Annotated in this window: 11 protein-coding genes and 1 tRNA gene; 2 read left to right on the forward strand and 10 right to left on the reverse strand. The window is 55.0% G+C overall.

The window, feature by feature from the left end; genetic code table 11:
• Positions 1 to 53: 53 nt before the first annotated feature.
• The 3 genes from O2N63_RS16620 to cysS form a co-directional block, all read right to left on the reverse strand.
• Entirely contained in the window at positions 54 to 812 is a 759-nt protein-coding gene (locus tag O2N63_RS16620) for a squalene/phytoene synthase family protein (protein WP_271055427.1), read from the reverse strand.
• Positions 809 to 2,431, reverse strand: coding sequence for a citramalate synthase (cimA, locus tag O2N63_RS16625; protein WP_271055428.1), 1,623 nt, complete (start codon positions 2,429 to 2,431; stop codon positions 809 to 811). The genes O2N63_RS16620 and cimA overlap by 4 nt, the downstream gene beginning before the upstream one ends.
• A gap of 126 nt (positions 2,432 to 2,557) precedes the next feature.
• Positions 2,558 to 3,967, reverse strand: coding sequence for a cysteine--tRNA ligase (cysS, locus tag O2N63_RS16630; protein ID WP_271055429.1), 1,410 nt, complete (start codon positions 3,965 to 3,967; stop codon positions 2,558 to 2,560).
• A 205-nt stretch (positions 3,968 to 4,172) separates the two neighbouring features.
• On the opposite strand from cysS, the gene O2N63_RS16635 reads away from it, so the two are divergent.
• Positions 4,173 to 4,313, forward strand: a complete 141-nt coding sequence (locus O2N63_RS16635) for a hypothetical protein (protein ID WP_271055430.1) — start codon at positions 4,173 to 4,175, stop codon at positions 4,311 to 4,313.
• 130 nt (positions 4,314 to 4,443) lie between these two features.
• Here O2N63_RS16635 and O2N63_RS16640 read toward each other — a convergent pair whose 3' ends face one another.
• The 3 genes from O2N63_RS16640 to O2N63_RS16650 all read right to left on the reverse strand — a co-directional run bounded on the left by O2N63_RS16640 (position 4,444) and on the right by O2N63_RS16650 (position 7,363).
• A complete protein-coding gene (locus tag O2N63_RS16640) occupies positions 4,444 to 5,457 on the reverse strand; it encodes a TDT family transporter (RefSeq protein ID WP_271055431.1) in 1,014 nt (337 codons plus the stop codon).
• A 203-nt stretch (positions 5,458 to 5,660) separates the two neighbouring features.
• On the reverse strand, positions 5,661 to 6,509 hold the full coding sequence (locus O2N63_RS16645; RefSeq protein ID WP_271055432.1) for a hypothetical protein: 849 nt from the start codon (positions 6,507 to 6,509) through the stop codon (positions 5,661 to 5,663).
• 14 nt (positions 6,510 to 6,523) lie between these two features.
• Complete coding sequence (locus O2N63_RS16650; RefSeq protein WP_271055433.1) at positions 6,524 to 7,363, reverse strand: hypothetical protein; 840 nt, start codon at positions 7,361 to 7,363, stop codon at positions 6,524 to 6,526.
• Between the two features lie 170 nt (positions 7,364 to 7,533).
• Between O2N63_RS16650 and O2N63_RS16655 the strand changes: the two genes are divergently transcribed.
• Positions 7,534 to 7,623, forward strand: a tRNA-Ser gene (locus tag O2N63_RS16655).
• Positions 7,624 to 7,982: 359 nt separating this feature from the next.
• Here O2N63_RS16655 and O2N63_RS16660 read toward each other — a convergent pair.
• The 4 genes from O2N63_RS16660 to O2N63_RS16675 form a co-directional block, all read right to left on the reverse strand.
• Positions 7,983 to 8,414: a c-type cytochrome gene (locus O2N63_RS16660; protein WP_456298402.1), complete on the reverse strand. Its 432-nt coding sequence runs from the start codon at positions 8,412 to 8,414 to the stop codon at positions 7,983 to 7,985.
• A 113-nt stretch (positions 8,415 to 8,527) separates the two neighbouring features.
• Positions 8,528 to 9,259 carry a DsbA family protein gene (locus tag O2N63_RS16665; RefSeq protein WP_271055435.1) on the reverse strand — a complete coding sequence of 244 codons (732 nt, stop codon included), beginning with the start codon at positions 9,257 to 9,259 and terminating at the stop codon, positions 8,528 to 8,530.
• 25 nt (positions 9,260 to 9,284) lie between these two features.
• Complete coding sequence (locus O2N63_RS16670; protein WP_271055436.1) at positions 9,285 to 10,682, reverse strand: multicopper oxidase family protein; 1,398 nt, start codon at positions 10,680 to 10,682, stop codon at positions 9,285 to 9,287.
• Between the two features lie 57 nt (positions 10,683 to 10,739).
• Positions 10,740 to 11,169, reverse strand: a 430-nt coding sequence (locus O2N63_RS16675; RefSeq protein ID WP_271055437.1) for a c-type cytochrome, incomplete at its 5' end; no start/stop codon positions are given.

The following is an 11,169-nucleotide window of genomic DNA, read 5'->3' on the forward strand; positions in this document are numbered from 1 at the left end:
ACCAAACTGCAATCAAGAGTTTGGCCCCAAGGATTTCAAACGGGCATTTGATCCTACCATCGGCCTGTCGTGGAGAGCCACAACAGACGCCCTCGCCGAGCAAACTCCGACCCGCCCAAAGCACCTTCATTGGCAAGATGTGGGGCAGATTTGGCGCGGGTCAGAACTCCCCCTGCCCGCCAAGCGCTCCGCAGGGCCGCCGACCCTTGTCGCGGCAATGTCCGGCGTGCGATGGCCAAGCGCCGCAATCCTTCCGCGGCCAACTCCGTCACCAGATCTTCAGTTGGTTGTACATGGCCACGCCCTGCGCGTGAAAGCTCGGGCAGCGACAAAAGCCAATTGGCGATCCCTGACGCGGTTCCAAGATCGTTCAGCGCTTTTGGGTCCCCATGAACACTTGCGGCGATCAAGGCACCAGACGTTCCTTCGGCATATTCGATGATCGAGCTGGCCGACACGCGTCCAATCCCGTCCACGTCTCGTTCACGCATATCAATCATGCGTGCAAGCAGCATGGCATCCAGCTCCCCGGAGGCAAGAAGTTCCCGCAACGGGCCAGCAACCTCATGCGTGGCCACGGTCTTACCTTCAATCACATCGCGCCAAAATTGCAGCCGCACCAATCCCACCATCGGCTCATTGGACATGAAAGGCGCACGGGCGATTTCCAAGTTGAACGCGTATAGCGGAAACAGCAACTTTCGCTCCTCCGGCGTGCCGGTCATGGCGGCCAGAAACCGATCCGGGTCGCCCTTCGCAACCAGCTCGGCACAGGCGTTCAAAGCATCATGGCTCATCTCAGCTGCGCTCATACGGGCTTGGCTCCGTCACGCAGAAGCTTCCAGGTGATCGCATCCAGCAGCGCTTCAAACGAAGCATCCACGATGTTTGGGCTGACACCGACAGTGGACCAGCGATGCCCGGCCCCGTCTTCGCTGTCGATAATCACGCGGGTTTGCGCTTCGGTCCCGCCTTGCGTGATACGCACCTTGAAATCAACCAACCTCAGATCGTCAATGATCGACTGATACGGTCCCAGATCCTTGCCAAGAGCCTTTGCCAGCGCGTTCACCGGGCCGCGATCCGTGCCGCGTTCATCCATGCTTTCCGAGACCGACAGCTTTTTCTCGCCACCGATTTTCACAACTACAATCGCCTCGGACAGGCTGACCATCCGGTTGCGTTTGTTCTTACGACGTTCCACCGTGACCTTATAGCGCTTCACCTCGAAGAAATCGGGCAGTTGTCCCAGCACGTCGCGTGCCACCAGCTCAAACGACGCCTGCGCGCTATCATAGGCATAGCCCTGTTCCTCGCGCTCTTTCACGCGGTTCAGGATCTCGGCCAGACGGGGGTCGCCTTTTTCCACGTTGATCCCGGCATCTGCAAGGCGCGCGCGCAGGTTCGACTGCCCAGCCTGGTTCGACATCGGCACGATGCGTGTGTTGCCCACGGTTTCCGGCGGGATGTGTTCATAGGTGGTGGGATCTTTCAGGATCGCACTTGCGTGCAGCCCTGCCTTATGCGCGAAAGCCGAAGCCCCCACGAAAGGCGCGGCCTTGTTGGGCACACGATTGAGGATGTCATCCAGCTGCCGCGACAGACGTGTAAGTCCCGCCAGCGCCTCACGTCTGACCCCGATGTCATACTGGCTGGCATAGGGTTCCTTGAGCAGAAGCGTCGGAATGAGCGTTGTCAGGTTGGCGTTACCACAGCGTTCGCCCAAACCGTTCAGCGTGCCCTGAACCTGCCGCGCGCCCGCATCAATCGCTGCAAGCGTACAGGCCACTGCATTGCCTGTGTCATCATGGGTGTGGATGCCAAGGTGGTCGCCCGGAATACCTGCCTCGATCACCGCCTTGGTGATCTCATGCACCTCGTGGGGCAGCGTGCCACCATTGGTGTCACAAAGCACAATCCATCGCGCGCCTGCGTCACGGGCGGCCTTCAAACACTCAACCGCATAGCCGGGATTGGCCTTGTAGCCGTCAAAGAAATGTTCAGCGTCATAAAGCGCCTCACGCCCCTGGCTGACCATATAAGCCATCGAGGCGCGGATATTTTCGACATTTTCCTCAAGCGTAATGCCAAGCGCGGTGGTGACGTGGAAATCATGACTTTTGCCCACCAGACAAACCGCTGATGTGCCCGCATTCATCACACCCGCCAGCACGTCATCATTCTCGGCCGATCGCCCTGCCCGTTTGGTCATGCCAAAGGCGGTGAAGGTGGCGCGGGTCTTGGGCGCTTTGTCAAAAAACTCGCTATCCGTCGGGTTGGCCCCGGGCCAGCCGCCCTCGATATAGTCGATGCCCAGCCCGTCCAATGCTTCGGCGATCTGGGTCTTTTCCGAGAACGAGAATTGCACACCCTGCGTCTGCTGCCCGTCACGCAGAGTGGTGTCATAGAGATAGAGGCGTTCCTTGCTCATTCTGGGTCTACCTTAGTTATCTTTCGTTCCGCCCCAGCCTTGCGCCCGACCCGAGGGTGGGTGCGAATTCGCGCCTGCCCTGGGGGCCGGCCGGGCGCGAAGCGGGACACGCCCGCAGGTCTTTCTTCAGATCCCTTCGAGTTTTGATGCGTCGAAGTTGCTTGTTTTTTCCCAAGTCACACCCTCTGGTGTATCCTTCACAATGACCCCGGCCGACAACAAAAGATCACGCATTGCATCTGCTCTCGCAAAGTCTTTCGCCAGTTTGGCCTCAGTTCTGAGCGAAATTGCATATTCCACAAGTTCATCAGCCTCCGGCGCTGAGTTACCATCGAACCATTGGCCTAATTCCGGAGTAAGAAGCCCCAACAACTCAGCTGATTTCCGAAATACGTGTGCATCAGCACTCTTATACAGCTCCTCCAACCTAGTAATCGCAGCGTGGGTGTTGAGGTCGTCAGACAGCGCGGCAACTACCTGGGCATCAGGCCCACCCATGGCCACGATCCCTCCAGCGAATTGCCTCCACTTACGAAGCGTCTTTTCAGCTTCCTCCCGCTTCTTCTCAGTCCAGTTCATCGGTTTGCGATAATGGGTGCGGAGGAAGACAAAGCGGATCACTTCGCCGGGGACGCCCTGTTCCAAAAGATCATGCACAGTGAAGAAATTGCCCAAAGACTTGGACATTTTCTTGCCTTCAACCTGCAACATCTCGTTGTGCATCCAATAGCGGGCAAAACTGCCTTCCGGGTGGGCGCATTTAGACTGTGCGATTTCATTTTCATGATGCGGGAATTGCAGATCATTGCCGCCACCATGGATGTCGAATGACGCACCCAGAAGCTCCAGCGACATGGCCGAGCATTCGATATGCCAGCCGGGGCGACCCCTGCCCGGTGCTTTCCCAAATGGGCTATCCCATCCGGGCAACTCATCACTGGAGGGTTTCCACAGCACAAAATCCAACGGGTTGCGCTTATAGGGGGCCACTTCCACTCGGGCACCGGCGATCATGTCGTCGACGGACCTCCCCGACAGAGCACCGTATTCCTTGTAGCTTTCCACCGCGAACAGCACGTGGCCTTCCGCCTCATAGGCATGGCCCTTGGCGATCAGTTCCTCGATCATAGAGATCATAGGCGCGATATATTCGGTGGCGCGGGGCATCTCGTCCGGCTCTTCCGCACCCAAGGCGCCCATGTCATGCAGGTACCAGTCGATGGTTTCGTTGGAGCGTTCATGCACCAGTTCTTCTAGCGTGCCCGCAACCCCGGCCTCTTTGCGCGCCAAGGCCGTGGCGTTGATCTTGTCATCCACGTCGGTGAAATTGCGTACATAGGTTACGTGCTCGGCACCATAGACATGACGCAGCAGGCGTTGCAGCACGTCAAACACCACAACGGGGCGTGCGTTGCCCAGATGGGCGCGGTCATAAACGGTGGGACCGCAGACATAGAGGCGCACATTTTTGGGATCAATCGGTTCAAACACCTCTTTGGCGCGAGCCTTGGTGTTGTAGATTTTAATCTCGGTCATTTCGGCCTCTTGTCCCGCCACCTGTTGGACGGAGTATTGTATACGTCTGGACACACCACGATTGTGGCGGGTTTAGCGACTTCATGCTGATTTGGAAATGAAGAAACGACCCGCCTGACGATGTCAGCAGGTAATGCAGCAAATAATGATGATGCTCGTCCGTTTCATATGGGGTTGGTAGCAAGGTTTTGTTTCAAGAGCAAGTTTGGAGTTCCTCCTGTTGCGCATCATGGCCACCGAGATCTACGACAACCAGCCCGGTGCCGTACTTCCACAAGTCTTGGGTGCGCGATCCAATTGGCACTGGCGAGGACGGGCCGCGGCGCAGGATCTTGGCCTCATATGAGATCAAACGCAGGGCGTAGATTAAAAAAACTGTAATCCGAATGACCCAAATATGAGCGGAAGTAACCCCTCTCCTCCGTATGGATTATCCCCCCATCTCTTTCCCGCTTTTCGAGACCTGATAATCAGCCCTACGCCTGAGCCGCATTGGTTTTCACTGCAAGCACGCCCTTTGCCCAAAGCTTGAAGATCTTCACCGCAATCGGGGGGATGATCAGAGTCGCGATGATCAGGGACCCGCCGCCAAGGATGCGGAACATGCTTCCTTCGCCTGCCAGATAGGCGATCTGCATCAAAGTGGAAAAAGCCACCAACGGGAAGGTAAAGGCGCCCCAGAGCGGGCTGAATCCATCTTTGGTGAGCCAAAGTGCAGATAGGACAAGAATCGCGAAAATCAGCACCGAAATATAGGCGAACGCAATCCCCATCTGAACGTCCCCCATAAGGTACGCCACAGTACCTAGAAGGCTTGTAGGAGCTAAGTGAATCGCCAAAAGCGGGCGCAATGGTGCTGGCACTGATTTCTTCGCAAAGGCCAGTGCACTCGCCGCATAGATACCCACCGCAATGACAAGGGTGATCCAGAAAATCACGTAGGAATAGAGGTGAAAACCCAGTGGCAAAGCCGCTATAGGCCCAATGATGAAGCCTACAAATGTCAGATGCCAGACCGGCGTAACCACCCGTGCTTCTGGAGCTGAGGCAATCAGGATTCGGATCACCGCAATGACCACTGCCAAATGCCACATACCAGACAGGCACAAAGTCACGATTGCCCAGGTTGGAGAATAGATGATCAGAACCGCAGCAAGCAGATACCCGGTCAGCCCCATCGCAGCCAGTCCTGCACGCCCGGGAAGCACTCGAAGGTCTTCAACAAACACAGCTGGGCGACGCATCAGTTTGATCAGATAGGCTGCGACAGAAAAGAGAAACAGCAGCGAGACCGCACCAAGCATCAACTCTCCAATATCCTGCGGCAACGCGAAGCTTTCTCCGGCGCGCCGCCAGGCCAATCCAAGTCCCATCAGACCGAATATCGGAGGAAACACGGCCGGAGGTGTCCGCTGAAACAGCCCTGATTTGGGTGCGATCGGTTTTGGGGGCGGAAAATAAGGGGCTTTTCTGCTCTGATTATCTAACATCTCAGCTCCTTGAGGGTGGCGAGGTTATTTCTTGTGATCACCACCTTGATCATACCTAAAAAGCGCTGTCAGCTGTCACCGTCCAGCCCGCTACCCCAGCGCGTCAATACTCCCAAGCAAATAATACGAACGGCAGGCCCAGAAAAGTGTGAACCCAATCTATTGTCAATTTGCCGCAGAATTTCATCACATTATCGCTTACTTCAAAGATCCAATTGCCACTGGGTCCGGCCAGCGGCATGCCCCAACGCCCGCGCGACTTCGATAAACATTGGATCGAACCCCTTGAAGAGGACCGAGTTGAGCAATTGCCCCTGCGGCGAGACAGATATCTCGACAAGCTCCTGCAATTCGGCCACCGAAAGCGGCGCGTAAGCCATCGAAAGATAGCCATAAAGCCACTCAGTCGTGTCTAGCCGCAACTGCGCTTCTTCTTTCAAAACCTCATTCAAAATCATCTGCTCATCCATCCGGAACTCTTCCTCCGGCGTTTCATCAGAAAAGGCCTGCAGGAAGGCAAGGTTGCTGTTCAGGGCACCTGCTACATTTCGTTCGATCAGATCAGCATCTTCAACATATCGTCGGATTAATTCTGCATGCGGAGAATCTTTTGCCCCCCAATCCCAGATTTCGCGGGCCATTTCATCAATACCGGGGCTTAGATAAGACCGCCGGGCAGAGATTTCGAGATCAATCACCTTCTGCCCGATTTTGCTTTCATAATAACCAAGCACTTTTGAGATATCCCTGTCTGCAAGTGCCAAAGACATTCCCTCCCGCACCTGCCGAGACATCTGCTGCGGGTCATAAATGGACGCAACCTGATTTCGCCAACCTTCATCGGCGGGACGACCGGTCAGATCCAATGCAGCGCCGATTGCATGGTCCATCCCTTCTTCACGAATGATATCGATGGTTTCATCCATCCTCAGCGCGGTCCAGAGGCGATCCATCTGCACCGTTTGCGCGTTTAGTGGGTTAGGTGCCATCAGCCAGACGGTCAACGCGACCGCTCCGAGCCAATTCCAGACCGTAAACAAACGTATATTCATTCCGTCAAATTGCCTCATAGGTCGGTCTCGGGCTGCAAGCCAGCCAATTGTGCGGCCAGTGCTTCATAACGATCTGCCATGATTTCATACTGTATAGCATTCAAAACTTCGTAGACTTTTTGCATTTCGGGATCCTGAAGTGCGGACAGATAGTCAATCAAAGCCTGATCACTGAGCATTCGGTAGGTATAAGCATTGGATATCAGGCCGGAGGCTTCAATATTCCTGCGCATTTCCCCCTGTTGCTCTAGTAACATCGCACGCAGGTCTTCTTCGTCAAACTCAAGATCAGCTGCGCCTGCCGCCGATGCAGCCATCAGATAACGCACCTGAATTTCAACAATTGACCGGATCGCAACATCCACGCTGCTGACCGCATTAGTCATTGCCCGAAACACGTCAAGGCGCGGGCTTTGCGTATCGATCAGATCCCTTACCAGCTTCTCCCCTTCAACCTGACGGATTGCGTCATCCGCCATATGGCTTTCATTTTCGATGGCAACGACTTCCTGTCCAAGGGCGCTACCGTAAAAAGAAATTCCGTGATCAAGAAGCTCTTCGGGCATCACGGCTTCGATCATGTTGATTGCGTCTTTGATCATGTTTTCTGGCGCAAATACCTGCTTGGCCAGCCGCGTCCACTGGCGCCCAAATTGGTCGGGCGCGCTGCCTGTCAATGCTGGTCCTGCCAACGCCCCCTGCTGGATCGATTCAATCGCCACGTCAAATCCGGTCACCGTCAAAAACTCGCGGATCTTCTCTTGATCGGCCCCCTGTGCATTTGCCGCACTGCTATGCACGATACCTGACGAGACAACAGCAATAAACAGAGTGAAAATTACGCGAAATACCATGCCTTTAACTCCGAGATTACAGGCGAATTGCAAAAAGCCTAGACTGCCGGAACGGACCGAACAAGCGGAAGGGGCAGAAATCTGGAGATTTTTACGAGTGAAGCTCAATTTTGTGGGAAATGGGGGTTGCACATCCCGCCTTGTCGATCTAAATCCCCCTCACCCCCCGCGGAGAGGTGCCGGAGTGGTCGAACGGGGCGGTCTCGAAAACCGTTGTGGGTGCAAGCCCACCCAGGGTTCGAATCCCTGTCTCTCCGCCATTATACCTTTCAGTTTACAACAAACCCATCTCATACATTTGAGACAGGAAAGTAATGTATTTTTAGGTTTGAATTCCAGTTAGTACCACCGCTTCTTTTGCTTCCGAGATCGAATTCGAGAGCTCAAATTAACAATCATGAAACGCGGTAAGATGGGGTTTTACCCCAAAGCGGTACATTCCCAGCAGGTTCGAAACCTGGAGATGCGCGCAACAATCTGGACTGCTTGGCACAGTACAAAGACATACTTGCCGGATCGAATTTCTTTGTGCAAATTGCCGCGGCTTTCTCGCCGTTACAGGGGCGCCCTCCTACATGGTGGGAGTTTCAGGATCAGCTTTGTCAGGGCCCCCTCTCAGTCAGGAGCCCCCTTTCATCTGTTCCCCTTGTGTGCGGACCTGCTGGGTTTCACGCATACGATCAGGCCAGGTAGACTTGATGTACGCCAGAATGTCCCAGATTTCCTGATCGTTCAGAACCTCTGCGAACCCCGGCATACCGCTGTTAAAACCACTGACCCCACTTGCCTCGAGCGCGGCCTGCCCCCCCAGTTTTGTGTAAGAGAACAACAGGGCGTCGCCGTGGTGCCATGTATGACCCGTTTTATCGTGAGGCGGAGCTGGAAGCGTGCCGTCTTCTTTCTGACTGCGCCAATTGGGTTCACCCTGCAAGTTGTCCCCATGGCAGCTCGCGCAGTTTTCTGCATACAACACCGCACCTGAAGCTGGATCAGATCCTTCAGGCTGTTTTTGAGGCCCAGCCTGAGCTTCATTCAGATTCAGAAACAGCATTACACCTGCAACGATCAGGGCAAACGCGCCGAGCGCTGTCAGAGTTTGAATTCGGGACATTTGATTTCTCCCATTGATCAGAGTTTACATAGGACAATGCCCATCAAGATAACTCATTCGCGTTCTTCTCGGGTGGCATCAATGATTTCCACCAATTTGTTTTTCTCTACGAAACCCGGCACAAGCGCTTTGCCAATTACAAAAGATGGTGTGCCATTGAAGCCAAGGGACTTTGATAGATTCATCGAAGTGGCAATATGTTCATCAATTTCAGGGGCCTGCATGTCTTTTTGCAACTGATCCACATCCAGTCCAATATCTTCGGCAATTCGCAGGACACTTGCTTCGCCAGCGCGCCCTTTCATACCCATCATGGCCCAATGGAATTCCTCGTACTTCCCCTGATTGCGGGAGGCCAACGCTGCTCTTGCTGCGAAAACGGACCCTTCCCCAAGAATTGGCCATTCGCGATAAACAAGACGGACATTCGGATCATCATCCAACAATCCTTGAACCTCATCCATCGCGCGGCGGCAATACGGGCAGTTGTAATCAAAGAACTCAACCACGGTTACGTCGCCATCTGGGTTCCCCAAAACCGGAGCATTCGGATCCTGTTCCAGAAGGTTACGTTGGTTGGAAAGAGTATCAGCGCGCGCCAGTTCAGCCACTTCAGCCTGTCTTTGCTCCAGAATTGAGACCGCCTCCATGACAATTTCCGGGTTTTCTCGAATGGCTTCGAGAACAAGCTCTTTCACCCTGCTTTCGTCGAGACCATCCGCCAATGCGCCCCAGGGCAACACAACAGCGCTGGCAATGACCGCAATCGCGTGTTTGATTTTCATTACATTCTCCCAATTCCATTCAGTCTCAGGTCACATTGATCCAGGTCGCCATGCCTGACGCGGTGTGACCCAGCATGTGACAATGGAAAATCCACTTGCCCGGGCGCCCCGCAACAAATGCGATTTCTCGCGTTTCATCCCCGAACATCAACAGCGTGTCCCTCAACGGTCCCAGCGTTCCATCCTCAAAAACATCTCGGAAGTGCATGCCATGCAGGTGCATGGCGTGAGGAAAGACCGTGTCGTTCTGCATTCTGACCCGGGCAGTTTCTCCTGAGGTCAGTTCTGCAAGCGGAGTATCCGTCATTCCGACAACACCATTGAAAGACCAAAACTGGTTGGCCGCTGCAAGTTGCCGAAAGCTCATCACCTTTCCGTCGAACTCTGCGTTTCGAAGCCCCCCCATTGCCCCACCTTCCATATGCAGATCGAAGGTCCGCGCCGTCGCTACATCTGAAACATCCATATTTGGATTGGGTGGCAATGCGGATGGTGTTCCTCGTCGTGACTTTGACGCCGCAGAGTCGCCGACAGAAAAGGCAACCTGCGAATAGCCTTCTCCATCATCAAACCGGATCAGATTCGCTGTTTCTCCGGCTTCCGCCGTAATATCTACAAACAGATCGATGCGTTGCCCCGGAGCTAAGAGAAAGCGGCCATCAAGCTTTTCGGGACGCTCCAGAGGCATCCCGTCATAGGCCATGATCCACCCGTCCAACCCCGACAGGGCAAGCGGAAATATCCGCGCATTGGCTGCATTGATCAGACGTAGACGTAGCCGTTCGCTTGCTCGGACAGTCAGCTCTGCGTTTGCTGTGCCATTTGTCGTGATATAGTTCCCCCGCCGTCCCGCATGGCTTTGATCATGCCGAGAACTGTAATTGGGATCCAACTGTGCCGTTTCAGGATTCAAGAGCCAGTCATCGAGTATCAAGACTTCGTCCCGATCGACATCAACGGGTTCTGGTTCGTCCACAATGAGGGGGCCGTAGAGACCGCGCGCAACCTGCTCCACGGATTTATTATGTGCATGATACCAATAGGTGCCCGCATCCTGCGCTACAAAATCATAGTCAAACGTCTCACCCGGAGGCACCGCCTCTTGGGTCAGCCCGGCCACTCCATCCATGGCGTTGTCGATCCGCAACCCGTGCCAGTGGACCGAACTTGCCTGCGGAAGCTCATTAACAAACCTCCGGGTGATGCGGTCGCCTTGCCGCACTCGGATCATCGTTCCGGGTGTCTGTCCATCATAGCCCCAGATTTCGGTCTGCGGATAGTCGCTCGGCGCCAGCTGGATATTCGTCCGCTTGGCGGTTAGCAAAGTCGGAGTGCTAGTCGTTGCACCAAGTATGTTTGGCGTCAGCGTTCCTATACCAAGGGCTGCTCCCATACGCAGAACGTCTCGTCGGGTCTGTGTCATTCCAAATCCTTTTGTCGGAGAGGGACAAAGCCCCTCTCCAGCGTCAATCTTGTGATGTTATCCACCACTGTGATCATCCATCAAATAGGTCGCCATGGCGCGGCGATCTTCTTCGGTCAGAAAGCCGGTCCCATACATGACCACCTCGCCCATCGAGCCCCCGAAGGCATCGCCGTCGGGTTTGACACCCGTGCGCAAGGCGTAGGCAAGACTGTTAACGGTCCAACCGCGCATCTGCAGGGTTTCATGGTCGATCGCCGGGGCTTTGCCCCCTCCGGGAAGAGCTGAGCTTCCCTTGAAGTGTTCGGTATCCGACTTGCGGGCACCGACGAAGTTGCGCCCGGTGTGACAAGCCGCGCAATGGGTAGCCCCTTCAACAAGCTCACGCCCACGGTTCCAGATCGCGTCATTGCCTTCAATCGGCTCAGTCCGCGGAGGGGACAGGAACGCGGCGCGCCATAGCTTCAGCCCCCAACGCTGGTTGAAT

Source organism: Aliiroseovarius salicola (genome assembly GCF_027891095.1).
In the GTDB taxonomy this organism is placed as follows: Bacteria; Pseudomonadota; Alphaproteobacteria; order Rhodobacterales; family Rhodobacteraceae; genus Aliiroseovarius; species Aliiroseovarius salicola.

Bases quoted from the DNA above. Each gene is read 5' to 3' on its own strand.
- O2N63_RS16620 (WP_271055427.1), bottom strand. From the start codon at position 812: ATGAGCGCAGCTGAGATGAGCCATGATGCTTTGAACGCCTGTGCCGAG.
- cimA (WP_271055428.1), bottom strand. From the start codon at position 2,431: ATGAGCAAGGAACGCCTCTATCTCTATGACACCACTCTGCGTGACGGG.
- cysS (WP_271055429.1), bottom strand. From the start codon at position 3,967: ATGACCGAGATTAAAATCTACAACACCAAGGCTCGCGCCAAAGAGGTG.
- O2N63_RS16640 (WP_271055431.1), bottom strand. From the start codon at position 5,457: ATGTTAGATAATCAGAGCAGAAAAGCCCCTTATTTTCCGCCCCCAAAA.
- O2N63_RS16645 (WP_271055432.1), bottom strand. From the start codon at position 6,509: ATGAATATACGTTTGTTTACGGTCTGGAATTGGCTCGGAGCGGTCGCG.
- O2N63_RS16650 (WP_271055433.1), bottom strand. From the start codon at position 7,363: ATGGTATTTCGCGTAATTTTCACTCTGTTTATTGCTGTTGTCTCGTCA.
- O2N63_RS16660 (WP_456298402.1), bottom strand. From the start codon at position 8,414: ATGCTGTTTCTGAATCTGAATGAAGCTCAGGCTGGGCCTCAAAAACAG.
- O2N63_RS16665 (WP_271055435.1), bottom strand. From the start codon at position 9,259: ATGAAAATCAAACACGCGATTGCGGTCATTGCCAGCGCTGTTGTGTTG.
- O2N63_RS16670 (WP_271055436.1), bottom strand. From the start codon at position 10,682: ATGACACAGACCCGACGAGACGTTCTGCGTATGGGAGCAGCCCTTGGT.